Raw genomic sequence first — 25710 nt, 5'->3', positions numbered from 1 at the left:
TTGGCGACGATTCTTGAGCCTGGAGAGATCGAAGCGGCGGCGAGTTCACCGCCGTTTCTGCACTTGCCGCCCAATAACCTGTTCACCTTGCGTGCGTTACGCCTGGAGAAATTGGCTGACGGGCATCCATTGGCCGATTACCTGCGGCTGGTGGCGGAACTCTGTCAGGTCCAGCAGAGCCTGATGGATGATCCATCGATTGCCGCACCCCTCGATCCCGAACGTTTGCGCCTTTGTCAGCAACACGGCTTGCCACCGTTTGCCGCCGACTCGTTGGTGCGTGAGGACCATTGGCTGCCGTACCTCAATGGATTGTTGCAGCGTTTCCTGCCACGCCCGGATTCAGCGATTGAAAAAGCTCTCGCCACGTTACGCCACGCCAATAACGGTCAACGCAAAGCCTGGGCGATTGCCTTGCTCAGCGGTCAATATTCACTGCTGCCAGCCGCTGTGGTGCCGTTTCTCGGCGCGGCATTGCAGGCCGCCTGGAGTCATTGGTTGTTGTGCACGCCAGACCTTGTGCTGAAACCCGGTGACAGCCTCAGTCAATGCCCGGCCTGCGGTTCGCCGGCCATGGCGGGGGTGATTCGCCATCGTGGCAAATACAACGGTTTGCGCTATCTGGTGTGTTCGCTGTGCGCCTGCGAATGGCATGTGGTGCGGGTCAAGTGCGTGTATTGCGAACAGAGCAAAGGCCTCGAATACGTCAGCCTCGATGACGACCGCCACGCGGCCAATCAGGCTCCGTTGCGGGCTGAGGTGTGCCCTGGCTGCAACAGCTACCTGAAACTGCTTTACCTGGAAAACGACGCCGACGCCGAAGCGCTGTCGACGGACCTGACCAGTCTCATGCTGGACATGCGCCTTGAGCAGGAAGGCTACCAGCGATTGGCGCCGAATCTGTTGTTCGCCCCCGGGGCAGACTGAGCACAGCGGCTACACTCAGGCGGTCAGCCGTTTTCGGGAGCCCCTGATGTCCTCCAGACCCGCCAGCCATGCCTTGCGCCTGCCTTCCATCGACAGTTTGTTGCGTCATCCGGCGTGCCAGCCGCTGGCCGAGCGCTATGGGCGTGACGCGCTGTTGGCCAGCTTGCGGCAATTGCTCGACGACCTGCGCGAGCCGGTGCTGAGCGGCCAACTCAGCGCTGTAGAAATCATCCCGCAAGTATTGGCCGGCAGGGCGGGCGAGCGTCTGGCTGTCCAGCATCGCAGTCATGTGCGCCGTGTGTTCAACCTGACCGGTACCGTGCTGCACACTAATCTGGGGCGCGCGTTATTGCCCGAGGAAGCCATCGATGCGGTGCAAATGGCGGCCCGTTATCCACTCAATCTGGAATTCGACCTGCACAGCGGCAAGCGTGGCGACCGTGATGATTTGATCGAAGGCCTGATCCGCGAACTTACTGGCGCCGAAGCCGTGACCGTGGTCAACAACAACGCCGCCGCCGTGTTGCTGACGCTCAACAGCCTGGGCGCGCGCAAGGAAGGCATTATTTCCCGAGGGGAACTGATCGAGATCGGCGGCGCCTTCCGCATTCCCGACATCATGGCCCGCGCCGGGGTGAAACTTCACGAAGTCGGCACCACTAACCGCACACACGCCAAGGACTACGAAGCGGCCATCGGCCCGCGCAGTGGCCTGGTCATGCGTGTACACGCGAGTAACTACGAGATTCAGGGGTTCACCACCCGTGTGCCCACCGCTGAATTGGCAGCGCTGGCGCATCAGCACGGTTTGCCGTTGCTCGAAGACCTCGGCAGCGGCAGCCTGCTGGACCTCACGCGCTGGGGCTTGCCTGCCGAGCCGACGGTACGTCAGGCGTTGCTCGATGGCGCGGACATCGTCACCTTCAGCGGCGACAAGTTGCTCGGTGGTCCGCAGGCCGGGTTGATTGTAGGCCGCAAGGACTTGATCGCCCGGATCAAGAAGAACCCGCTCAAGCGCGCGCTGCGGGTCGACAAGCTGACCCTGGCCGCGCTTGAAGCGGTGTTGGGCTTGTATCGCAATCCGGATCGACTGGCCGAAAGGCTGCCGAGCCTGCGACTGCTCACGCGCGCGCAAGCCGACATTCTCGCTCAAGCCAAACGCCTGCAACCGTCATTGGCGAAGGTGTTGGGCGAAGGCTGGGACGTCGCCGCCGTCCCGGCTCTGGGCATGATCGGCAGCGGCAGCCAACCGGTGGCACGCTTGCCCAGTGCCGCGCTGTGCCTACGACCGCACACCTCCAAACGTCTGCGCGGGCGACGATTACAGGGGTTGGAAGCAGGATTTCGGGCCTTGCCGATTCCGGTGCTCGGGCGCATCGATGACGACGCCTTGTGGCTGGACCTTCGGCAACTGGATGACGAAGCCACATGGCTGGCGCAACTCGATCAATTGCAGACGCAGGACCGCGAAGCGTGATCGTCGGCACGGCGGGGCACATCGACCACGGCAAAACCGCGTTGCTCCAGGCATTGACCGGGCAGGCGGGGGATCGGCGCCGGGAAGAGCGTGAACGCGGCATGACCATCGACCTTGGTTACCTCTATACGGCGCTGGAGCCGGGTGCGGCCCTGACCGGTTTTATCGACGTGCCCGGTCATGAACGTTTCACCCACAACATGCTGGCGGGGGCTCAGGGCATTGATCTTGTGTTGCTGGTGGTGGCGGCGGATGACGGCGTCATGCCGCAAACCCGCGAGCACCTGGCCATTGTCGAACTGCTGGGCATTCCAGGGGCGCTGGTCGCGATCACCAAATGCGACCGGGTTGATCTCGCCCGAGTGCACGCCGTGCGCCAGCAAATAGAGGCCTTGCTGGCGCCGGGACCGTTTGCCGGCGCACCGCAAATTGCGCTGTCGAGTGTGACTGGCGAGGGTATCGAAATATTGCGGAAGGCTTTGCTGGATGCACAAAAAGAGGTCCTTCAACGCAGCTCGAGTGGAGGCTTTCGTCTGGCGATTGACCGCGCCTTCAGCGTAGCTGGCGCTGGTGTCGTGGTGACCGGCACTGCGTTGTCAGGACAAGTGGGCGTGGGCGATACGCTGCTGCTCGGTCCGCAAGGCAAACCCGTGCGCGTGCGCGGTCTGCATGCGCAAAACCAACCCGCAGAAGGTGCGGTAGCCGGCCAGCGCGTTGCGTTGAACCTGAGTGCCGAGCGCCTGGCGCTTGAACAGATTCACCGGGGGCACTGGTTGCTGGCCGACTGGCTGTTCGCACCTACCCAGCGTCTGGATATCGAGATGCAATTGCTGGCCAGTGAACCCCGCGCTTTCGAGCACTTTCAACCCGTGCATGTTCACCTGGGGACTCAGGATGTCACGGGGCGGGTGGCGCTGCTGGAGGGTACCCGTCTCGCGCCGGGCGAGCGGATGTTCGCGCAACTGCTGCTCAATGCGCCGGTGCAGGCTGTGAAGGGCGATCGATTGATCCTGCGCGATCAGAGCGCCCAACGCACCCTTGGCGGTGGACGGGTGCTTGACCCGTTCGCCCCGACCCGACAACGCCGAAGTCTCGAGCGTTTGGCTCAGCTCCAGGCTTTGATATCAACGGATACGCTGGAAGCCGCATTGCCCGCGCTGTTGGCCAGCAGCGACACGGGGCTCGATCCGCAACAGCTGGAGCGCCACTTCAACCGTCCGCGCACGACGTGGGTGCTACCGCCTGACGTGCGCCTGATCGACACCCGCCAAGGTCCGCGACTGTTCAGCGCATCCCGTTGGGAAGCCCTGAAGGCACCGTTGCTGGAACATCTCGCACGCTTTCATCAGCTCGAACCGGATCAAATGGGCCCGGACCGGGATCGCCTGCGTCGATTCACCGGCACCGCACTGGCCCGCCCGACCTTCATCACCTTGCTCGACGAATTGTTGGCCGGTGGCGACATCGCGGCCAGCGGACCCTGGCTGCATTTGCCCGGTCATCAGGTGCGCTTGAGTGCTGAGGACGAAGCGCTGTGGCAACAATTGCAGCCGCTGTTCGAAACGGCCGGTTTCGACCCGCCGTGGGTGCGCGACCTGGGTCATGATGAGGCGACGGTGCGCTTGTTGCTGCGCAAAATGGCGAGGTTAGGGCAGGTGCATCAAGTCGTGCGGGACCTGTTCTATACCGAAACGGTGATTCGGCGATTGGCGGCTATGCTGTTGCAACTGGCTGCCGAAAACCCGGTGATTCAGGTGTCGGCGTTTCGTGATGCGGTGGGGTTGGGGCGCAAGCGTAGTATTCAGATTCTCGAGTACTTCGACCGGATCGGTCTGACTCGACGCTTTGGCGATCAGCGTCATATCCGTTTCGACAATGCCTTGGCCCAGGCAAACGGGCACTGATTTCAAGGAAGGCAATCGCGCCCGGTGGCGCGGCCGGGCTTCAAACCCGGTTGGGGACGGCATCCGTTCCCGGGCAGGTTCGACTCCGGCTGCCTTCCGCCGCTTTCGGTTTTGCGCTTTTGTTTTGGGTGTATATCCGGTTTTTTTGGTAGCGGCCGCTATTGGTTTCGCTTTTACAGCGAGTCACTTTGAAAAGCGCAAAGTAACCCAACGCTTTTGCCCCTTTCGTTCGGTGCCTCGCTGTGGCTCGGCATGCCCTCGCTCCGGTCCTGCTCCGTGGGCCCGCCGCCATCGGCCATCCATGGCCGGGGGCGGCTAACCCGGCATCCATGCCGGGTTGCCCACTGCGCAGAACCTCCACTCGGCCTCTCGAGGGGGCGGTGCCTCAAGATCAAAAGCTGCAGGCGAGCTAACGCTCGGCCTGTTGAGTGGTGAAAGGCCAAAGCTATACACCGATCTGCTTTCTGTAGGAGCGAGCCTGCTCGCGATGGACGTGAACGATAATGCGTACTGTCTGGAAAATGCATTGCCTTCGAATTCATCGTCGGAACGCCGCCCGGAGCAAGCTCGCTCCTACAGGGGGAATGCGCACGTTCTGTAGGAGCTGCCGAAGGCTGCGATCTTTTGATCTTGATGTCGCTTTAGATTTTGATCTGCCTGCCCCTTTCCCAGAGGCCGAACGCAGGCGTTGCGCAGGGGGCACCGCGGCAAGGATGCCGCGGTAGCCGCCCCCGGCCATGGATGGCCGATGGCGGCGGGCCCCCGGAGCAATGCCGGAGTGAGGGCATGCCGAGCCTAGGCGAGGCACCGAATGGAGGGGCAAGACTTTTTGGTTACTTTTGACTGGGCCGGCATTCCGGGCGTTTGTCAAAAGTGACTCGCTGTAAAAGCGAAACCGCCAGCAGCCGCTACCAAAAAACCGGATATGCCCCCCATCCCATCCAAAAAAACATCACTATCAGGGATCAGGGCTGGCTTTGGGGGAAAATCAAAATCTCCAACTTCCCGCGTTCGAAGCGCTCACCATCCACCGGCAACATTTCGACCTCCTGAACTTCCTGGACACTGTTGACCCGCATGACCACACCCACCGCGCCTTTTTTACGGGCCTCGGTCATCCATTGCTCGACGTTTTCCTTGGTGACGATCCGCGAAGCCATGGCCGGATCTTCCAGGCCATATTTCAGCTCCCCGACAGTATTGAAAAGGAAAATCTCCGGCCGTTTCAGCCGCCAGGACAGCGCAGACGCCGCACCGAGATCGTTGCTGAGCAATGTGGTGGTCTTGCTTAACGCCTCCAAATGCTCGGCAATAAACTGATCCGGCATCTTGCTCTCGACGATCTGTGCAGGCATGGCTGCCGGCAACAACGCTACCAGCATCCCGATGCCGATAGCCGGCGCGGCCCAGAACCGTAGTGGACGCAAGACTTGCAGGGCGTTGGTGATAATCCAGCTGACTAAAACGATATACACCAGCGACAAGGCGAACGTGTCGGTGTTCTCGTAGATCTCTTTGGTGGTTTGTAAAAAGATCAGGGCGATCAGGGCAGTGGTGGCCAGGGTCGCGTTGACCACACCATTGATGCGAATCGCTCGCCCTCGCTGCTGATTCAGCAGATTCATTACGGCGTGCCCCATCAGCAAGGCCAGCGGTAACAGGCACGGCATGATGTACGTCGGCAGTTTGCCGCTACTCATGCTGAAGAACGCCAACGGCAGCAGCACCCCCATCAGCAGAAATGCAATCTCGGGCTGGCGTTTTTGCTTCCAGGCCTTGATGAAGGTTACCGGCAACAACGCCGCCCACGGCAAGCTCGACGCGACCAGCAGCGGCAGGTAAAACCACCACGGCCGCGCATGTTGCGCATTTTCGGCGGCGAAACGGCGAATGTGTTCGTTCCAGAAAAAAAAGTTCCAGAAGTCCGGTTCTTGATGGTGAATGGCAAGTGCCCACGGCAAGCAGACGAGCGTCGCAACCAGCACCGTCAACATCCCGTAACGCAACAACTCGAGAAAGCGGCGTTGCCAGAGCATGTAGGGCAGGGCAACCAATACCGGCAATAACCCGGCGAGAAAGCCTTTGGTCATGAACCCCATGCCACAGGAAAAGCCCAACAGCACCCATGCGGCTGTTTTGCTGCGAGATGAATGACCCTCAATGGCAAACCACAACGCGACCAGGCTCAGGTTGGCCCAAAGCGTGAATTGCGGATCCAGGTTGGCATAGCCCGCCTGACCCGCAATCAACCCGAAACTCATGTAGAACAAAGCACTGGCCGCACTTTTGCGCGGATCGTTCCAGAGACGACCGGCCAACAGGTACGCCAGCCAGACACTCAGCCCGGTGCTCACCGCCGATGCAATCCGCACACCGAACAGATTGTCGCCAAACACGGCCTGACCGATAGCAATCATCCAATACCCGGCGATAGGCTTCTCGAAGTAGCGAATACCCATGAAATGCGGTGCGATCCAGTCGCCGCTCAGGCGCATTTCCTGGCTGATCTGGCCATAGCGGGTTTCGTCAGGAATCCACAGGCCATGGAACATGAGCGGCAGCAGATAGAAAGCGACAAAGGCCAACAGCAGACTCGGCACGAGCCAGCGGTCGATGAGTGACGGTGTTTGAACAGCAGGGGGGGATAGATCAGCAGCGGGGTATCGCAAGGGTTTATGTGACGTCATGGTTGGGCCTTGGCACAGGAGAAATTATTCTTGATTATTTAAAGTTCAGCAGGGAAGGCCAAGCGTCGGCATTAACAATGCCCAATACTTGAAGTTCTCCAGTGGCATCAATACTGATGAATAACGAACTTACATATTGACTCTTCGCCACGTGTTGAAAGCCGGTCTGGGCTTCGAAGTCACTGATGCAGCCACTGTGGGTGACGAGCAGCAAATTGTGATGGGCTCGTTTGTGCGCCACTACCTCGTTGCGCAGACTGTCGCCACACGTGGCGAGCCACTCTTGGGCGATCGCGTCGTGGCCGAACATGTAGCGAGAGGTTTGTGCCGTGCGTGTGATCGGGCTGCTCAAAACGTCAGTCTGTTCCATGCCCAGTTGCTCAAAGCTGCGACCCAAGGCTGCCGCCGCATCGCTTCCGGCGCGGGTAATGCCATCAGCGGGCCCCAGGCATGGGTTGCTGGAACGGTCGCAGCGCTCGGCATGCCGAACAAGCACTACGATTTCGCCGGCCTGCCAGCGCTGCATCAATTGTGCGGTATCCCTGGGGGATGAATGTCCCAGGTTGGCTGGCGATCTTTGCCACCAGACAAAACCTGACACCAAAATAACGATCACCAGAGAGGCGATGACAAACGCCGTTTTTTTTAATCGAAAGTTCATGATGTGATCTGAAATAGTGAACGTGCAGGCAAACTAAGTTCCGAGGGGTAGCGGAGGGGTGAAACGAATGTGAAAAATTTGCTGGGCAAGTACAGGACGAGTATTTAGTTGGTTTTTGATAACTTTTATCTTTTACGCTGTTCTTATACTGGGCTTTAACAGATCAATACAACCGGCAAGGGTGAGTTCAACGGTGACGCGATCCACCGTTGAACAGAGGATGGATTGATCAGGACGACGGACAACCGCTTTGTGTTCCGCGCGTTGCCTGGCTGATCAACGCGGCCAGACGTTTGACATTGTTCTGTTGAGCCGCCACCAACTCATCGATGGAGGGGCCTGAAGGTGTCTGCAACGTGCTGCGGCACGTCACCAGCGCACTGTCGCCTTCACCGGCGTTGCGCAGACGCCATTTGACGTCGATCAACCCGTATTGACCGGGAATCGAATCAAAGCGCTGCACCTCCAGCCGCACCGACACTTTGCGTTGCGGATGGCTGTTGACCATCTGGTCGGACAGTGCGCTGCGCAATTCATCCACCAGACTGGCGCTCCACCACTGGGTTTCAAGGATTGCGATGCCCGTATTGCCGTGGCGAACCACAATCTGCGTACGATCGACCTGAGGCGGAACCGTGAGGCTTTCAATCTGGATATCCGCCGCGGCCCTTGAGCTGCCGCTCGTTAGAGCCGGGGTCAACGTATGGAACTGAATCGGATCGCTACGGCAAGCGGCGAGCAACGACAGCGCAGCGACCAACATAATCTTCAGCGGAAAAGCCATGGGTGATGCTCCTGTGGTCATTTGCTCGGTGGTCCTTTCATATCCATTGGCGCTGCATTTTCCGGACGGCCGCGAATCAGCGATTCCGGATGCCGTCCCAGGTAATCCGAGAGGTCACGCAAGGAGCGCGACGTGCGTCCGAGCTCGTCCAGGGTCTGAGACAACTGCTCGCGTTGCGGCGAGTCTTCGGCCAGCGTCGAGTTAGCCGATTGCAGGGTCTTGCTGACCTCCGCCAGGGTGGTTTGCACGCCTGGCAGGGTCTTGGCGTTGAATTGCGCCAAGCCTTTGCGCAGTTCAACGAGGTTGCTATCAAGATTGCCGGCAATCCGCTCGATGGGCAGTTGGTTGATCTTGTTGACCATCGCTTCGAGTTTTTCCTGCAATTGTTCCAGGCTGCCAGGTACGGTCGGAATACGGATCGGGCGTGCGCTCGTATCGAACACGACTTTTTCAGCTTTAGGGAAAAAATCGAGGGCAATATAGAGTTGGCCGGTCAACAGATTGCCGCTACGAGCCTGGGCCCGCAGACCGTTTTCAACGAAAGCGCCTATCAACCGCACGCCGGCGGCTTCGTCATCGGGATTATGACCCAATGCCTTGATCATTTCGGTGTGGGCTTGGCCGAGTCGTTGCGGGTAAATGACAATGCCGACATTGACCGGAAAAATGTGTTTTTTCGCGTCGAAATCCAGATTGACCGATACGACTTTGCCAAACTCCACGCCGAGGAATTCCACCGGAGCACCGACCTTGAGCCCGCGCAGAGCCTGGTCGAAACGCAGTGACATGTATTGCCCCTTGCCATTGGGCGGGGCGAGGGCGCTTTGCTGATCGTCGAACAGTTCATAGGCATATTCCGCCGCGGCCGGCTTATCGTCGGGGCTGTATTCCGGTGCGCGAAACGCGACGCCGCCGACCAGCATCGAGGACAACGATTCAGTCTTCAGCGCAAAGCCATTGGCACCGACGCTCACATCGATGCCACTGGCATTCCAGAAGCGGGTGTTCTCGGTGACGTAGGCGTCATTGGGGGCGTGGACAAACACTTCGATGTTCACCCCTTTGCCATCCGGGTCCAGGGCATAGGCGACCACTTGACCGACCGGAATCTTGCGGTAGTAAACCGGGGAACCGATGTCCAGCGAACCAAGGTCCTGGGTGAACAGGGTGAAGCGCTTGCCCGGCTCACCGTAGGTGATCGGGGGCGGGTTTTCCAAGCCTTTGAAGTTTTTCGCACGGGCGTTGGCCTGGCCGATATCGGCGCCAATGTAGTCACCGGAGAGCAGGGTATCGATGCCCGATACGCCGCCAGCACCGATGCGTGGACGCACGACCCAGAACTGTGAGTCTTCCCGGGTAAAACTTTCCGCCTGCTTGGCCAATTCGATCGTGGCATTGACGCTCTTCTGGTCAGCGCTCAACGCCACGTCCGAGACATGACCGATCACCACGTTGCGATACTTCACTTCGGTTTTATTGGCGATCAGGCCGTCACCGGTTTTGAAATTGATAGTGATCGTCGGCCCTTCCTGCAGGATGCTGTGAACCACCAGGGAAACGCCCACCAAAACGGCAACGATGGGCACGATCCATACCAGCGAAATGCTGAAACGACGGGTCTTGATTGGGGCCTGACCCGGGGGCTGTGCCCCGTCAGTGGCTTGTGACTTCATCCATGGACTCCTCGTTTAGTGGTCTTTGCGGCACTTTATCCGGCCCGTCATCCCGCCTTTTATCCCGCCCTTTATCCCAGATCAGGCGGGGATCGAAACTCATCGCCGACAGCATGGTGAACACGACCACCAGGCCAAAAAACAGAATGCCCGGGCGTGGCTCGATGTCCGCCAGGGCCTGAAACTTCACCAGTGAGGCCACCAGGGCCACCACAATCACGTCGAGCATTGACCAATAGCCGATGACCTCGACGAAACGGTACAACTTCGACCGTTCCTTGCGTGCCCACAGGCTGTCGCGGTGCACGGTGACCAGCAGCAGCGTCAGGGCGACGAACTTGATGCCTGGCACCGCGATGCTGGCGATGAAGATGATCAGGGCAATGTCCCAGGCACCGTGCTTCCAGAAATCCAGTACGCCGCTCATGATCGTGCTGTCGGCGCCGTTGCCGGCCATCTTGGTGTTCATCACCGGCAACAGATTGGCCGGAATGTAAAACACCAGGGAAGTGAACAGGTAGGCCCAGGTCCGGGTCAACGAATTGGTTTTGCGCCGATGCAGCGGCGCGCCGCAGCGCTCGCATTCGTGGGGATCCAAGGTCATGTCACAGGCCAGGCCGCAGCTGTGGCACAAGCACAGGTTGAGTTCGTTGGCGACCGGAGGCGTTGTCATAAAATGTCCCACAGTTCACGAATATCGCGCCCGGCGATACGGATCATCATCAGGCTGAGAACGGCCAGGGCAAACAGGCCGATGCCGGGCAGCACATCCAGCAACCCCGCGAGTTTGATCACCGCGACCATCGCCCCCAGCAAACAGACTTCCAGCATGCTCCAGGGCCTGAGGGTTTCCAGCCAGCGCATGCAGAATTTGAAACCGGGCGAGCGCCGGGAGACTAGGGCGAAACTCAGGACCCAGATCAGCAGCAACAGCTGGAAAATCGGCGCGATGATCATCGCGATCGCCGCCACCATCGCGATAAAAGTGATCGGCCCCAGACTCAGGGCCAGCACCGAATCCCAAAGGGTCGCGCTGTTCTTCAGGCCTTTGAGGCTGATGCTCATGACTGGATAGAAATTGGCGAAAATCCACACCACTAACGCAGTAAAGGTCAACGCCAGTCGCTGCTCCACGGTCAGGCCGTTATAGCGTTGAAGCACGCCGCCGCAGCGCGTACACAGGGTTTTCTGATGTTTGGCGAGCGTGACTTTTTCGTATACACAGTCACAGTGCTCGCAGATGATCAGTGGTTCAGTCTTCGCCATTGGCCGCGCTCAATAAGAGGCATAAAAGTCAGAGCACCCCCTCAATATAGAAGTGACTCGCAATTGAGCAAATTAAAAAGCTGATCAACAGGACTGGAAGGGCGAATGATCTCCCTTGTAGGAGCGAGCTTGCTCGCGAAGGACGTTAACGATAACGCGTTCTTCCTGGATAACCGCGTTGCTCTCAAGTCCTTCGCGAGCAAGCTCGCTCCTACATTCTGCGGGGCAACATAGAAGGAGTTGCCGCAGGGGAATGGCGTTTGGCCGTCAGCCGAGCAGTTCGCGCAGGCGATACCAGAACATGCCGAGGGCCAGCAGGGGAGAACGCAACATCGGTCCACCGGGAAAGGTCATGTGCGGTACCGCGCTGAAGACATCGAAACCTTGGCTGTGCCCGGTATGAATCGCCTCGCCCAACAGTTTTGCGCACCAATGGGTCACGTTCAGCCCATGCCCGGAGTAGCCCTGGGCGTAGAAGACATTAGGATGTTGGCTCAAGCGCCCAACCTGTGGGAAACGATTGGCGGAGATGCCAATCTTGCCGCCCCATTGATAGTCGATGCGCACGTCCGCCAATTGTGGAAAGACTTTGAGCATGTGCGGGCGCATGTAGGCTGTGATGTCTGCCGGATCGCGCCCTGAATAGTGGCAGGCGCCGCCGAACAGCAAGCGCCGGTCTGCCGAGAGACGGTAGTAATCCAGGCCGACTTTCTGGTCGCAGAGTGCCAGGTTTTGCGGGATCAGTTGGCTGGCCACGTCCGCCGTCAAAGGCTCGGTGGCAATGATGTAGCTGCCCGCCGGGAGCACTTTGCCGCTCAATTTTGGTTCGAGCTTGTCCAGGTGCGCGTTGCAGGCCAGCACCAGACTGCCGGCGCGCACCGTGCCGCCGGCACAGCGAATCTGCACGGTACTGCCATGCAGCAGTTCCAGTACCGGGCTCTGCTCGAAGATCTGCACGCCGAGGGATTGCGCCAACCGCGCTTCAGCAAGGACCAGGTTGAGCGGGTGCAAATGACCGGAGCCCATGTCGATCAGGCCGCCGGCATAGACGCCGGAATCCACCACCTGCTGACGGATTTGCTCGGGCCCGACGAGTCGGGTTTCATGGGCATAACCCGACTCACCGAGGTTTTCGTGCTCAGCCTTGAGCGCCGTGAACTGCGCAGCCGTATTGGCCAGTTCACAGAAGCCCCATCGCAGGTCGCAATCGATCGCGTGTTCGCGGACGCGATTGGCCACCACTTGCACCGATTCGATGCCGGCGCGCTCCAGATATCGCACGCCGTCCTGACCCACATGGCGGGCGAAACCGGAGACGTCATGGCCAATGCCACGGATCAACTGCCCGCCGTTGCGCCCGCTGGCGCCCCAGCCAATCCGCCGCGCTTCCAGCAGAATCACCGAAAGCCCGCGTTGCGCCAGTTCGATCGCCGTGTTGACGCCGGTAAACCCTGCGCCGATCACGCAGACGTCAGCGAACAGATCCTCGGCCAGCGTGGGGTAAGGCGCCAGGCTTTTGGCCGTTGCCGCGTAATAGGAATGTGCATGTTCGTTATTCATTTGTTGGACTTCACTTTGCTCCAGGAACGGGTCATCAAACGCATGATCGCCTGGGGCGGGGTGGTCGAAATGTAGAGCTTGTCGAGGACTGCCTGCGACGGATAAACCTCGGGATTGCTCACCAACTCAGGGTCCATGTATTGCTTGGCCGCCGGGTTCGGGTTGGCGTAACCGACCGAGGCGCTGACCTTGGCAATCACCTGCGGGTCCAGCAGGTAGTTGACGAAGGCGTGGGCTTCTTTCGGGTTGGCGGCGTCAGCGGGAATGGCCAGCAGGTCAAACCACAAGTTACTGCCTTCCTTGGGAATCGCGTAGGCAATGTTCACGCCGTTCTTCGCTTCCTTGGCCCGGTTGGCGGCCTGGAACACGTCACCGGAGTAACCGAAGGCCACGCAGATGTCGCCGTTCGCCAGGTCGGACACGTACTTCGAGGAGTGGAAGTAGGTGATGTAAGGCCGGATGCTCAGCAGCTTGGTCTCGGCTTTTTTGTAGTCCTCGGGGTTTTCGCTGCGCGGGTCCATGCCCATGTAATTGAGAATCGCCGGGTACACTTCATCGGCCGAATCCATCATCGATACGCCGCACTGGCTGAGCTTCTTGATGTTTTCCGGTTCGAACAGCACGGCCCAGGAATCGATGTGGTCGATGCCCAACACTTGCTTGACCTTGTCGACGTTGTAGCCGATGCCGTTGGTGCCCCACAGGTACGGAACGGAATGTTCGTTACCCGTGTCGTTTTTTTCCAACAACGCCAGCAGCTTGGGGTCGAGGTTTTTGAAGTTGGGCAGCTGCGAACGATCCAGTTTGAGAAACGCGCCGGCCTTCACCTGGCGAGCGAGGAAGTGATTGGACGGCACCACCACGTCATACCCCGTGCGGCCAGCGAGCAGTTTGCCTTCCAGGGTTTCGTTGGAGTCGAAGACGTCGTAGATCACCTTGATCCCGGTTTTTGCCTGGAAATCGACGAGAGTGGTCTCGCCGATGTAATCGGTCCAGTTGTAGACACTGACCGTGGGCTGAGCCTGCGCAACGGCGCTGAACAGCACGGCCAGCGCGACCGGAACCATGGATTTCAATAGACGCATTTCGACACCTCTTGTAGTTATTGGATTCTTCCAGAGTTTCTTTGGTGTTCTCTATCCCTGTGGGAGCGGGCTTGCCCGCGAAAGCGGTTTGTCAGTCAACGGTGATGTTGAATGTACTGGCCTCTTCGCGGGCAAGCCCGCTCCCACAAGGGTATGGGTGCATGGTTACTAGACGCTTAGCAGCAGGAACTCACGCTCCCAGGAACTGATGACGCGCTTGAAATTCTCGTGTTCGGCACGTTTGACCGCGACGTAACCGCGGACGAATTTGCTGCCCAGATAACGCCCGATGGTTTCGCATTCTTCCATCTGCGTCAGCGCGTCCTCGATGGTGATTGGCAATCGCAGGTTGCGCCGTTCATAAGCCCGGCCCTGCACCGCAGCGCTCGGCTCGATGCGCTCGACCATGCCGAGGTAGCCGCACAACAGGCTCGCGGCGATGGCCAGGTACGGATTGGCATCGGCACCCGGCAAGCGGTTTTCGACGCGCATCGCGTCCGGACTGGAGGTCGGTACGCGCAGGCCGACGGTGCGGTTTTCTTCGCCCCATTCGACGTTCACCGGAGCCGAGGTGTCCGGCAAGAAACGGCGGAACGAGTTGACGTTGGGCGCAAACATCGGCAGCACTTTGGGGATGTATTTTTGCAGGCCGCCAATGTGATGCAGGAACAACTCGCTCATGCGCCCGTCGGCATCGGCGAAGATCGGCTGACCGGTAGCGATGTCGACCACGCTCTGGTGGATATGCATCGCGCTGCCAGGCTCATCACCAATCGGCTTGGCCATGAAGGTGGCGGTCACGTTATGTTTGAGCGCGGCTTCACGCAGGGTGCGCTTGAACACGGTGATCTGGTCCGCCAGGTCCAGCGCGTCGCCGTGACGGAAGTTGATTTCCATCTGCGCCGGTCCGTCTTCGTGGATCAGCGTGTCGAGGTCCAGGCCCTGGAGTTCACACCAGTCGTAGACGTCTTCGAACAGCGGGTCGAATTCGTTGGCCGCATCGATGGAAAACGACTGACGACCACTTTCCGCGCGGCCCGAACGTCCCAGCGGTGCCTTGAGCGGCAAGTCCGGGTCTTCACAGCGCTGGGTCAGGTAAAACTCCATTTCTGGCGCGACAATCGGCCGCCAGCCTTTGTCGGTGTACAGCTGCAAGACTTTCTTGAGCACGTTGCGTGGCGACAGCTCGATGGGATTGCCGAACTTGTCGAACGTGTCGTGGATCACAATCGCTGTCGGCTCGATGGCCCATGGAATCACGTAAACCGCATCAGAGACGGGCTTGCAGACCATGTCGATGTCAGCCGGGTCGAGCAGGTCGTAGTAGATGTCGTCGTCGACAAAGTCCCCGGTTACCGTTTGCAACAGCACACTTTCCGGCAGGCGCATGCCTCGCTCATGCAGGAATTTGTTGGTGGGTGCGATTTTGCCGCGTGCAATGCCGGTCAGGTCGCTGACGACGCACTCGACTTCGGTAATCTTGTGATCTTTCAGCCACGTGAGCAGCTGATCGAAAGGGACATTCATAAAGACCTCGTTATTGGTTTTATTTAACGCCAGGGAAGACGGTTTCATCCGCCGGACACTTCCCCTGTGGCGCGTTGACGACTATCTTGGGCGAGCCTTGCAGATCCATCTATCCACTTTCAGCAGCACCAAAACGCACCAAACGAGTGCGTAAGGTCTCCCAATGACAACGTGCAACGCCTTACACGTCCAAGCCTTCAACACCGCCGATGTCGCCGAGCAAATCCGCGCCACACCGGGCTGGGTGCAGCATTACCAGCAGATGTCACCGGGGCATTTCGCCGGGACGGTGCGCTATCTGGACCTGCAAGGCGTGGAAGTCTACGAGGAGCACATGAACACCCGGGTCGAGCAAAATTTCAGCGCGCCCGAGGGCTCGCTGTCGTTCTGTTTCGATCGCAGTGACAACGCGCTGTACTTGCTGAATGGCGAAAGCCGCAACATCTGGATCACCCCGGAGAACTACCAGGAAATCGCCGTGGTGTTCGGTCCGGAGTTCGTTCAGCGTCACGGATTGAATGTCGCCAGGCTCGAAGGGTTGTTCATGGCACCGCTGAATTCGGGGCAAAACGCACTGTTCAGCCGCTGGCTGAGCGGGACCTTGACCCGACTGGCGCAAACGCTGGACCCGCCGAGCAAGGAGGCGCTGACTCAGCAGTTGCTGGAGGACTGCCTGTACATCCTCGACAACGCTTGCGTCTGTCTTGATAGCGGCGGTTTACAGCGCCGGACCGAAGAACGCGCGGTGATGAAGCGCATCGGTGAGTGGGCGGCCGATGCTCCGGAAGACACCTTGAATCTGCTGGAGCTTTCCCAGATCGCCGGGGTGTCGCTGCGTCAGTTGCAGCACGCGTTCAAGGCCTACACCGGGATGACTCCGACGCATTGGCTGCGTTTGCGCCGCCTCAACAGTGCGCGTCGCGAGTTGCTTAGCCGTACGCCGATGGATACGACGGTGGCCGAGGTCGCGATGCGCTGGTCGTTTTGGCATTTGGGGCGGTTTTCCAGCAGTTATCGGGCGTTGTTTAATGAACTTCCCAGTGAAACGCTGAAGCGGTAGCAGGTGGTTGGGTGGGCTTTTTGATGGGGGGTATATCCGTTTTTTTGGTAGCGGCGGCTATTGGTTCCGCCCTTACGGCGGGTCACTTTGAAAAGCGCAAAGTAACCAAACGCTTCTGCCCCTTTCGTTCGGTGCCTCGCCTAGGCTCGGCATGCCCTCGCTCCGGTCCTGCTCCGTGGGCCCGCCGCCATCGGCCATCCATGGCCGGGGGCGGCTAACCCGGCATCCATGCCGGGTTGCCCACTGCGCAGAACCTCCTCTCGGCCTCTCGAGGGGGCGGTGCCTCAAGATCAAAAGCTGCAGGCGAGCTAACGCTCGGCCTGTTGAGTGGTGAAAATCAAAAGCTCCACGCCGATCTGCTGTGTGTGGGAGCGAGCTTGCTCGCGATGGATGTGAACGATAATGCGTACTGTCTGGAAAAATGCGTTGCCTTCGAATTCATCGCGAGCAAGCTCGCTCCTACAGGGGGAGTGCGTACGCTCTGTAGGAGCTGCCGAAGGCTGCGATCTTTTGATCTTGCCGTTGCTTCGGCTTCAGATCTGCCGCCCCTTTCCCAGAGGCCGAACGCAGGCGTTGCGCAGGGGGCACCGCGGCAAGGATGCCGCGGTAGCCGCCCCCGGCCATGGATGGCCGATGGCGGCGGGCCCCTGGAGCAATGCCGGAGTGAGGGCATGCCGAGCCTTAGCGAGGCACCGAATGGAGGGGCAAAGCCTTTTGCTTCCTTTTCGGCGTTTGGAAAAGGGAGTCGCTGTAAAAGCGAAACCGCCAGCCGCCGCTACCAAAAAACGGATATGTACCAAGCCCCCAAGCACACTGAAACCCTCGCCACAAGGCATTACGCAGGCGTAACCGGCTTAGCCAACTCAATACCCGCCGCCCCCAACCGCTTAAGAATCTCAAACAACAAATCACTTTTCGTAGTGCCCACAATTCTCGGGCTGCTGACGTATCCGGTAACCGTCAACGTGATGCCTTCGGGCGTGAGTTTGCTGAACCGAACAAAAGTAGCCGGTCTATCGAGGATGGTTTCGTTCTCGCGATACGTGTCGTACAGCAGGTTTTGTACTTGTTCGGGGTCAATGTCCAACGGGAACACCAGTTCGAGCGTCGCGACACCTTGCGCACTGCCGCCCAGCGTCACGTTGCGCAAGTTTTGCGAGATCAATTGTGAGTTCGGAACGATAACAATCGAACGGTCGCTGAGTTGAATCTCGGTGGCCCTGACATTGATTCGCCGGATGTCACCTTCGACCCCGCTGATACTGATCAAGTCGCCGACTTTGACCGGGCGTTCAGTCAGGAGAATCAGGCCGGAAACGAAATTTTTGACGATTTCCTGCAAACCGAAACCAATACCCACGGACAGGGCGCTGACGATCCAGGCCAGGTTAGTCCACCTCACGCCCAGTGATGACAGCGCCAGCAGAACAACCAGGACATAGCCAATATTGGAGAACAGTGTGCTGAGGGAGGCGCACATGCCGGGGTCCATATCGGTCTTGGGCAGTAATTCGTTATCCAGCCACCGGCGTAATGAGCGAATCAGGTAGATACCAATTAACAGGGCCAGCATTGCACTCAATAAGTGGCCGGGGATGATATTGAGTTTGCGCAAGCCTTCGCCGCCGAGGATGGCGAGAACCTGGGAGACCAGTTGCCCGAGTGTCGTTCCTACGCCACCCACTAACAATGAAATGAAGGCGAGCAGCAATAAAGTGGCGCGACCCGCTCCGGACAAAATGATCGAGACTTGTTCAAGACGCACATCGCCTATCCCGAGCAATTGTTTGAACGATTTTCCGCTGGGACTCTTGGGTGAGAACAGGTATTCACAGCTGTCTTTGAACAACTGCGTGAGCAAGTAAAAACCGGACAGGATGATGAATCCCCATACCAGTTCGTAGGTGATGAATCGGGCCAGGGAGACGTAGCCGATCAGCAGGGCAAGTAGCGCAACAAAAATCGCAATGCCGGCGAAGGAATAAACCAGGCCGGCCAGGGTGGTACTCGATTCGGGGGCTTCACCGCTGGCTGCCACGGCCCTCCGGGCGTTGCTGACACGCCGGAATAACGTACCGAAAATCAGCGTGACAACGAACGCAATCAAGCCTCGACCAAAAAGCACGGCTGGGGTGCTCATGCCGGAGACATTGGCAATTTGCGCCAGCCCCACCAGCACCAGAAGTGTGCCGGCCAGTAGCCTGGGAAAGGGTTTCATCGCCAGGGCGACGGAATCGGAGATAGCCGGTAGCCGCCAGGAGGGATGTTGGGTCGAGAGCATTGCCCGGCTTAAACCGGTAATCAGTACACAGGTATAAATCAGCTTTTCAAATTCATCGGCAAAGTTCTGCATCATGGACGACAACGGAAGTTGTCGAGTCAGTGCATAAAACAGCAGGTGCATGGCGAAGCCGGTGGTCAATACCGTCGCCACCACTGACGCCAGTGCAAGCGTACTACGACGCAAACGCCCTTCGGGCATTCGATGAATGCACACCCAGGTCAACCCACGTTCCGCGACGCTTCGGCCCCATGTCCAAATGACCAGCGCCAGAACAATCAGTGTGACGGCAAACAGGCGCTGGCCGGGCTGCCAGGCTATTTCAATTGAATGACCGGCCTGCTCGATGAAGTCGTGCAGCCGCTGACGGTCCTCCAATAGCGGGTTAAACAACGGTGCCCAAAACTCCGGCCCCAGAATGCTGCCGCTGCGAAGCGTTACTTCGGACTCCAGAAGGCTGCGTCGAATCGCAGCAATTTGAGCGAGGAGGTCGGCACCACTTTGTTTAAGCGTTGCCAGGGTTTTCAAGTTGGAATCGACGGCACTCTTTTGCTCGGAAAAAAAGGCTCTTTGCGTTGCAATATCCGATTTTTCTGGCGAGAGATCACCAGGGGATACAGGGCCCAACACATCAAGTTGAGCTTGTAATTGCTTCTGTTCGGGCAACAGCGATGACTGCAGGTTGTCCACATCGCTAATAAACAACTGCACGGTATCTTGCAGGCCCACCATCTGGGGGAGGCTATTCGCCAACGAAACCGTTTGTTTGATCCGGTCAAGCCGAGTTTGAAGTCCTTGCAGATCACTCTGGGACACTGCGAAAGACGAAGTGCCTGGCGTGGAGGTTGAAGTGGCTGCGATGTCCGCAGCCGACAGCTCACCGACGCTCGCGCCCCACAGTCCAATGACGACAATCAGGAATAATTTCAATGCAGGACGCATGGGCATGCTCCAGCGACTTTAGCCATTGAGGTTAGGCCATGGCGGGTGCCGATGCGAAAAATAGTTCCCCAATGGGGGTGATTGTTCTGAATACGCAAACACTGAAGTCGCCGAGAATGGAATTGTTGGCGTGGTGACGGGCTTGTAGCCTCCATTACGCCGAACACTACGATCCGCCAGCGGTCGGGTGGAGCCCCAAGCCAGGGCTCATCAAGTCAGACATTTCAACGTCATACCTTGCTTTCGGACTTCCGCCCTCTCGAGGGTCTGGCGCCTAATAAAAATAAGGAAGGCAGGTATGAGTATTCGTGCATGGGTCTGTGCAGCAACCCTGCGGCACGGTCCTGATGTGCGCTCATCACAGCGCGATGTTTCGTTTCGAAGACGGCCACTGCATCGACGGGCCCTGTAAGGGCGCGCACCTGGAGCCAGTGTCGGTGCGATGGGTCGAAGACCGATTGGTGATGGAGGTGTAGCGCGACGCCGATCATCAACGGGTGGGGGAGGCAGGGTGATCTACAATCTTTCAGGGTGAGAACCACGCTCATCCGGAGATCATCATGAAAAGGTTATCGCCCATCAGTCTGTTCGTCGCATTGTCGGTATTCAGTGTCCAGGGATGGGCCGAAACGGTGGTGCCGATGAAAGGGCAGAGTTCACAACAAACCCAGGCGGACATCACCGATTGCCACAACATCGCGGCCAGTCAGAGTGCCTCGACGACGGCGGCGCCTCCTGCCGGTGGGAGGCTGAAGGGGGCCGCGGTGGGGGCCGCTGCCGGGGCGGCGGGGGCCGAGGTGCGCGGACGTCAACATGACGAGTTTTATGATCGCGCCAATGATGACACCAAGCAGGACTACCGCCAGAACCAGGCAAAAGGCACCGCAGCGGCGGGCGCGGTGGTCGGTGGCGCCCGCCAGCGTCAAGAGCGCCGGGCGCAGCAGAAAACCAGTGCCGCGACCAGCTCGACAGCCTATTCCAGTTGCCTGCAAGGGAAGGGGTATCAGGTCAACCCTTGAACGTCTTTTTGCTGACGCTGATCGAGCAAATGGACCATCAGGCAGGCGTAGAGCGTCACGAAGATGAACAACCCCATGCGCACTGCAAAAGCGGTGTACACGTCTTTTCCCGCCGCGCTGTCCTGAACCGACTGGCCCAGCAGGATAATCAGCGTAATCAGGGTGTTGAGCCAGAACCCAGGGGTTTGTCGCGTCGGGGTCAAGGCATAGAGCTTGCGCGCCAGCACCAGGCCGAACAGCAGCATCCACAGAAAGAACATCCACAGATGGACAAACAGACTGAGGGCGCACCAGAACAGGATGGCCAACAGCCCACCGAGCAACGTCGATCCGATCAGCTCGCGACCGGCGTTGCGGGCAGTCGTTGTTTCGCTTTGCTGACCCAGGCTGACGGCCTTCAGGATAATCGGCAGATAGCTGGCGGGGTCGATCAACGCCAGCAGGAACGTTGGCAACACAATCAGGGTGGCACGCAGCGCAATCCTGGTCACCTCGTCAGGCGACAGGGCCGGGGCGGGCGGTGGCGACGGGGCATTGGCCGGTTCTGGAAACAGCCGATGACTTAAAGCCACCACCATGACGGCAAGGAGCAGCCCCTTGACCAGTGCACCAATCACCATCATCGCCAGGTCAAAATCGGCCACGCCTGCCGAAGAAATCATGGTCAAACCAATCACCAGAAAGGTCACGAGCAAGTTGTTACCGCCGCGCAGCCCAAAACCAAAGGCCAGGAATAAGCTGACGCCGATCAGCAGCACACCCGTGAAGGGGTAGTAGCGCAGGACTGGAATCAACATCAAGCCGACGCCCGTGATCAACATCGCGGCCAGTGCGAGCACCAGTCCAACCTTGAACGGCAGCGGCCGATTGAGCGTGCCCAGCAACAACACACACAGTACCGGTGCAAGAAACGGGATCGGCAACCCCAGGCCGTAACTGACAGCGAGGCACAGTGCCGTGCCTGCGGCCAGACGCAGCGCGCGCTGAGCCCGGGGATTGTGCTCATCAGGCCGGCGATTAATAGGCATAGCTCAGCCAGCTCATGAACCCGAAAAACACGCGGCCTAGCACATTCAACGGGTTGCCCTGAGTCGGGAAGGCCATGACTTCGGCCTGCCCGCCAGCCCGGATGGCGCGACTGTCGCGCAGCGTGTTCATCGAGTCTTCGGAAAATTCGATAATCACCGGAAAGCGCTGTGCCGGACGCAGCCAGTCACGGCTGTTCTGTACGCTCGGCAGGCTGCCGGGCGGGGTTGGCTGACCGACACTGACACCAAAGCCGACACTGCGCACGCGGCCCTCGAACGTGTCGCCCGGCAACGCGTCGAGCACAATCCGCACCGGTGTGCCGACGGCGACCAGCCCCAGGTTGTTCTCGGTCATGTCCGCACTGATCCACACATCGTGGATCGCGATCAGGGTCATCACCGGGCTGCCCGCTGCAGCGAATTGTCCGGCGTCGGTGCGAAGATCGGTAATCAGCCCTGCTGAACGTGCGCGTATCTGCGTGTTGGACAAGTCCAGTTCGGCTTTGGATAACGCCGTGGCCGCGCTGCGCAGCTTGGCGTTGTCTTCGTCACTGCCGCCTTCTTGTTCGCGCGCCCGCTGCACCTCGGCACGGGCGGCGGCCACCTGACTGGTGGCCTGTTCGCGGTTGGCGCGAGACACCTCAAGCAGCCGCACGGAAATGGTTCCAGGGTCCTCGCGGTACAAGCCTTCAAGACGCTGATTGTCCTGTTTCGCCTTGAGTTCATTGGCTTGGGCCGCTCGCAGCGAGGCTTGTGCCGAGGCAATGCCGGCGGTACTGGCGCCGATCTGACGGCGTGTCGATTCAAGGTCCGCGCGCGCTCGGTCGACGGCGATTTGATAGGGCTGCGGGTCCACCTCAAACAGCACATCGCCCGCCTTGACGTCCTGGTTGTTGCGCACGTTCACGCGGGTCACCCGGCCCGCTACCTCCGAGGCCACCGGAATGACGAAGGCACCCACCCGAGCCTGTTGCGTGTAAGGCGTAAAGCGGTCAGCCAGCAAGTACCAGACCAGGCTGAGGAAAATCAGCGCCAACACCCACTGCAGGCCTTTTTTTGAAGGATCGGTGGCCGGCGCTGGTGGCTCGGGAGAAGGCTGCTCGGTGTCACTCATCTTCTTTTACCTTCTGCGGGAGAGGAAAGGCTGGCTGTGCAGCGGCGGGTTCTTCCAGTAAACCGCCCCAGTCCGTGCGTTTTTCCATTTGCTGGCGGGTGGCCTGATCCACTTTGGGCTGGCCGCTGTACCATCCACCGCCCAATGCTTTGTATAAGGCAATCACATTGCTCACGGCATTGCCGCGGGCAATCAGGTAGTTGTCTTGTTGATCGAGTAACGCTCGCTGCGCATCCAGTACCCGCTGGAAATCCGAATAGCCTTCCCGATACTGGACGCTGGCCAACACCAGCGAACGCTTGGCCGCCACTGAGGCCTCACGCAGGATGCGTTCGCGCTCCAGGGATTTGATCAGGCCGCTGGCGGCATCGTCAGCCTCGCGTGCAGCCTGACGGACCTGGTCCCGATAGGCCTCGATCAGCTGCTGCAAACGCGCATCCTGGACACGCACGTTGTTGCTGATCTGACCGTGATCGAACACGTTCCAGCGCACGCTGGGACCGCCGATCAAATCCAGCGTCCTGGAAGTACCATTGAGTGTGTCCGCCGACCAGACGATGCTGCCTAGCAACGTCAGTGACGGATAGAAATCGCTTTCGGCGACACCGATTAGCGCCGACTGCGCGGCGACATTCAACTCGGCGGCGCGAACATCTGGACGACGCTGCAGTAGATTGGCCGGCACATCCTGGAGTACAGCGCGGTCGACCAGCGGGATCAGTCCTTCATTTTCGAGCAACTGCGGCAGTCCGCCTGGAGGCTGACCAATCAATACAGCCAAGGCATTGCGGGTGCGATGTATCTGGTCCTCAAGGTCAGGGATGGTGCTCAGCGTGCCCAGGTATTGGGTCTTCGCTTGTTGCAGGTCGAGTTCGGCTTGCTGGCCGCTGTTGAACAGCTTTTCGGTAATCTCGAAGTTACGCTTTTGTTGCCTGGCGTTTTCCCGGGCGACGCGTAGACGGGCTTCGGTGGTGCGCAACGAAAAATAGGTATCGGCCACCTGCGCCCGCAGCAGTACGAGGACGTCTTCGTAGTTGGCCTGTGCCGCGAAATAGCTGGCATCCGACGACTCGATGGCGCGACTGAAGCGCCCCCAGAAATCCAGTTCCCAACCGATATCAAACCCCGCGCTGTATTGCCAGAAATGGCTGTCCTGAGGATTACTCCCACCGGATTGCCTGCGGTTGACGTAGAGGCTGTCGGCGCTGGCCTGCTGCAGTTGCGGGTAAAGCCCGGCCTGGGCAATGCCCAGTTGTGCACGGGCTTCCATGACGCGCAGACCGGCGATTTTCAGGCTGGAATTGTGCGCATCCGATTCGGCAATCAGGCGGTCGAGCACCGGATCTGCAAACACGTTCCACCACTGACGGATGTCCGGGTTCGGGCCCCGTCGGCTGGATTGTTCGAGGGCAGGGGAGTCCCAGTGTTTGCTCCATTCTTCACCCGGTGGCTGGAAGTCCGGCCCCAGCCGCACGCAACCGCTGAGGGCGAGTCCCCCAAACAGAAGAAATGAGCCCGACCGTATCAGCTTGGCGGTGCGTGAATGCATCACTGGGGATCCACAAAGGATGATCAGTGGGAGCATAGACGGCTAGAGCAGCCAGGCACCTTTGTCATGAAATGAAAAGTCATTGTCGTCTGATGAAAAGCGATCAGTCAGCGTGCTGACCTAAAGTCCAATCAACGCAAAACGCCAAAATATTGCAGACTGGAGAATAAAAAGCATGGCCAAAGCCGTACGTTTCAACGAAACAGGTGGTCCCGAAGTCTTGCGCTATGAAGACGTCGAGGTCGGCGAGCCGGGTCCCGGCCAGGTTCGTCTGCGCCATGTGGCCGTCGGCCTCAACTACGCCGACACCTATTTTCGCAACGGCACTTATCCGATCCCGATGCCCAACGGCATGGGCGTCGAGGCTTCCGGTGTGGTCCAGGCCGTCGGCGAGGGTGTGACCAACGTACAAGTCGGTGATCGCGTCACCTACACCGGTTTTCTCAACACCCTGGGTGCCTACAGCACTGAACGCCTGATCTCGGCCGCGCCGCTGATCAAACTCCCGGAAACCATCAGTTTCGAGACCGCCGCTGCGATGACCATGCGGGGCTTGACGTCGTCGTATCTGATGCGGCGCATTTATGATTTCAAGGTGGGCGACAGCATTTTGCTGCATGCAGCCGCCGGTGGTGTCGGTCTGATCGTTTCGCAGTGGGCCAAGCTGCTGGGCCTGACGGTCATCGGCACGGTGTCCACCGATGTGAAGGGCGAAATCGCCCGGGCGCACGGCTGCGACCATGTCATCAATTACAGCCATGAAGACGTCGCCCAACGCGTTCGCGAACTGACTGACGGTGTCGGCGTTAACGTGGTGTTCGACAGCGTCGGCAAGAATACCTTCATGGGCTCGCTGGATTCGCTCAAACGCCGTGGCCTGATGGTCTGCGTGGGCACGGCATCCGGCCCGATCCCGGCGTTCGATCCGGTACTGCTGGCGATGAAAGGCTCGTTGTTCCTGACTCGCCCGGCCTTGGCCGATTACATCGCCGCCCCTGCGGAAAAAGCCGCACTGGCTGGCGAATTGTTCGACCACGTCGGCAGCGGTCGAATCAAGATCGAGATCAACCAGCACTATGCCTTGCAGGATGCCGTGCAGGCCCATCGTGACCTGGAATCGCGCAAGACCACAGGCTCGTCGATTTTCGTCATTTAAGGGAGTCCCT

General features: G+C 59.2%; 19 protein-coding genes, 1 tRNA gene and 1 pseudogene. 8 read left to right on the top strand and 13 right to left on the bottom strand.

Annotation, left to right across the window (positions count from 1 at the left end; genetic code table 11):
• From fdhE to JFU37_RS29860, 4 genes are all read left to right on the top strand, one after another.
• Entirely contained in the window at nt 1–927 is a 927-nt protein-coding gene (fdhE, locus tag JFU37_RS29875; protein ID WP_201120721.1) for a formate dehydrogenase accessory protein FdhE, read from the top strand.
• A gap of 46 nt (nt 928–973) precedes the next feature.
• Nucleotides 974–2404, top strand: a complete 1431-nt coding sequence (selA, locus tag JFU37_RS29870; protein ID WP_201120718.1) for an L-seryl-tRNA(Sec) selenium transferase — start codon at nt 974–976, stop codon at nt 2402–2404.
• Nucleotides 2401–4308: a selenocysteine-specific translation elongation factor gene (gene selB, locus JFU37_RS29865; protein WP_201120715.1), complete on the top strand. Its 1908-nt coding sequence runs from the start codon at nt 2401–2403 to the stop codon at nt 4306–4308. The genes selA and selB overlap by 4 nt, the downstream gene beginning before the upstream one ends.
• A gap of 6 nt (nt 4309–4314) precedes the next feature.
• Nucleotides 4315–4407: transfer RNA gene (locus tag JFU37_RS29860), tRNA-Sec, on the top strand.
• An 866-nt stretch (nt 4408–5273) separates the two neighbouring features.
• Here the strand turns inward: JFU37_RS29860 and arnT are convergent.
• From arnT to JFU37_RS29815, 9 genes are all read right to left on the bottom strand, one after another.
• Nucleotides 5274–6995 carry a lipid IV(A) 4-amino-4-deoxy-L-arabinosyltransferase gene (gene arnT, locus JFU37_RS29855; protein WP_201120714.1) on the bottom strand — a complete coding sequence of 574 codons (1722 nt, stop codon included), beginning with the start codon at nt 6993–6995 and terminating at the stop codon, nt 5274–5276.
• A 34-nt stretch (nt 6996–7029) separates the two neighbouring features.
• Nucleotides 7030–7656 carry a lipopolysaccharide core heptose(II)-phosphate phosphatase PmrG gene (gene pmrG, locus JFU37_RS29850; protein ID WP_201120713.1) on the bottom strand — a complete coding sequence of 209 codons (627 nt, stop codon included), beginning with the start codon at nt 7654–7656 and terminating at the stop codon, nt 7030–7032.
• A gap of 229 nt (nt 7657–7885) precedes the next feature.
• The gene (locus JFU37_RS29845) at nt 7886–8440 is read right to left on the bottom strand and encodes a PqiC family protein (protein ID WP_201120712.1); all 555 of its coding nucleotides are present in this window, start codon (nt 8438–8440) and stop codon (nt 7886–7888) included.
• 17 nt (nt 8441–8457) lie between these two features.
• Nucleotides 8458–10113: a PqiB family protein gene (locus tag JFU37_RS29840; protein ID WP_201120710.1), complete on the bottom strand. Its 1656-nt coding sequence runs from the start codon at nt 10111–10113 to the stop codon at nt 8458–8460.
• Nucleotides 10094–10786, bottom strand: coding sequence for a paraquat-inducible protein A (locus tag JFU37_RS29835; protein ID WP_201120705.1), 693 nt, complete (start codon nt 10784–10786; stop codon nt 10094–10096). Before JFU37_RS29835 ends, JFU37_RS29840 begins: the two co-directional genes overlap by 20 nt.
• Nucleotides 10783–11379: a paraquat-inducible protein A gene (locus tag JFU37_RS29830; protein WP_201120703.1), complete on the bottom strand. Its 597-nt coding sequence runs from the start codon at nt 11377–11379 to the stop codon at nt 10783–10785. The genes JFU37_RS29835 and JFU37_RS29830 overlap by 4 nt, the downstream gene beginning before the upstream one ends.
• A 267-nt stretch (nt 11380–11646) precedes the next feature.
• Nucleotides 11647–12939, bottom strand: a complete 1293-nt coding sequence (locus JFU37_RS29825; protein ID WP_201120701.1) for an NAD(P)/FAD-dependent oxidoreductase — start codon at nt 12937–12939, stop codon at nt 11647–11649.
• Nucleotides 12936–14024, bottom strand: a complete 1089-nt coding sequence (locus tag JFU37_RS29820) for a polyamine ABC transporter substrate-binding protein (RefSeq protein WP_201120699.1) — start codon at nt 14022–14024, stop codon at nt 12936–12938. Before JFU37_RS29820 ends, JFU37_RS29825 begins: the two co-directional genes overlap by 4 nt.
• Before the next feature lie 168 nt (nt 14025–14192).
• Nucleotides 14193–15551: a glutamine synthetase family protein gene (locus JFU37_RS29815; RefSeq protein ID WP_201120698.1), complete on the bottom strand. Its 1359-nt coding sequence runs from the start codon at nt 15549–15551 to the stop codon at nt 14193–14195.
• A gap of 163 nt (nt 15552–15714) precedes the next feature.
• Between JFU37_RS29815 and JFU37_RS29810 the strand changes: the two genes are divergently transcribed.
• Nucleotides 15715–16611, top strand: a complete 897-nt coding sequence (locus JFU37_RS29810) for a helix-turn-helix domain-containing protein (protein ID WP_201120697.1) — start codon at nt 15715–15717, stop codon at nt 16609–16611.
• An 835-nt stretch (nt 16612–17446) separates the two neighbouring features.
• On the opposite strand, the gene JFU37_RS29805 is transcribed toward JFU37_RS29810, so the two are convergent.
• The gene (locus JFU37_RS29805) at nt 17447–19834 is read right to left on the bottom strand and encodes a DUF3772 domain-containing protein (protein WP_201120696.1); all 2388 of its coding nucleotides are present in this window, start codon (nt 19832–19834) and stop codon (nt 17447–17449) included.
• Between the two features lie 335 nt (nt 19835–20169).
• Between JFU37_RS29805 and JFU37_RS31000 the strand changes: the two are divergent.
• Together JFU37_RS31000 and JFU37_RS29800 are read left to right on the top strand one after the other, a co-directional pair.
• A pseudogene (locus tag JFU37_RS31000) lies at nt 20170–20310 on the top strand (Rieske (2Fe-2S) protein); the annotation flags it as partial.
• Nucleotides 20311–20394: 84 nt separating this feature from the next.
• Nucleotides 20395–20853, top strand: a complete 459-nt coding sequence (locus JFU37_RS29800; protein ID WP_201120695.1) for a YMGG-like glycine zipper-containing protein — start codon at nt 20395–20397, stop codon at nt 20851–20853.
• On the opposite strand, the gene JFU37_RS29795 is transcribed toward JFU37_RS29800, so the two are convergent.
• From JFU37_RS29795 to JFU37_RS29785, 3 genes are read right to left on the bottom strand one after another with little or no spacing between them, the layout of a single operon-like run.
• Nucleotides 20838–21881 carry a DUF2955 domain-containing protein gene (locus JFU37_RS29795; RefSeq protein WP_201120694.1) on the bottom strand — a complete coding sequence of 348 codons (1044 nt, stop codon included), beginning with the start codon at nt 21879–21881 and terminating at the stop codon, nt 20838–20840. The genes JFU37_RS29800 and JFU37_RS29795 overlap by 16 nt on opposite strands.
• Nucleotides 21871–22995 (bottom strand): HlyD family secretion protein, encoded by a 1125-nt coding sequence (locus JFU37_RS29790; protein ID WP_201120693.1) that lies wholly within the window; start codon nt 22993–22995, stop codon nt 21871–21873. Before JFU37_RS29790 ends, JFU37_RS29795 begins: the two co-directional genes overlap by 11 nt.
• Nucleotides 22988–24544 (bottom strand): efflux transporter outer membrane subunit, encoded by a 1557-nt coding sequence (locus JFU37_RS29785; RefSeq protein ID WP_201120692.1) that lies wholly within the window; start codon nt 24542–24544, stop codon nt 22988–22990. The genes JFU37_RS29790 and JFU37_RS29785 overlap by 8 nt, the downstream gene beginning before the upstream one ends.
• 175 nt (nt 24545–24719) lie before the next feature.
• Here JFU37_RS29785 and JFU37_RS29780 point away from each other — a divergent pair, with 175 nt between their 5' ends.
• Entirely contained in the window at nt 24720–25700 is a 981-nt protein-coding gene (locus JFU37_RS29780) for a quinone oxidoreductase family protein (protein ID WP_201120691.1), read from the top strand.
• The last annotated feature ends 10 nt before the right edge of the window (nt 25701–25710 follow it).

The sequence above is a fragment of the Pseudomonas sp. TH41 genome, from assembly GCF_016650695.1.
In the GTDB taxonomy this organism is placed as follows: Bacteria; Pseudomonadota; Gammaproteobacteria; order Pseudomonadales; family Pseudomonadaceae; genus Aquipseudomonas.
This window is presented reverse-complemented; position numbering and strand designations above follow the sequence as displayed.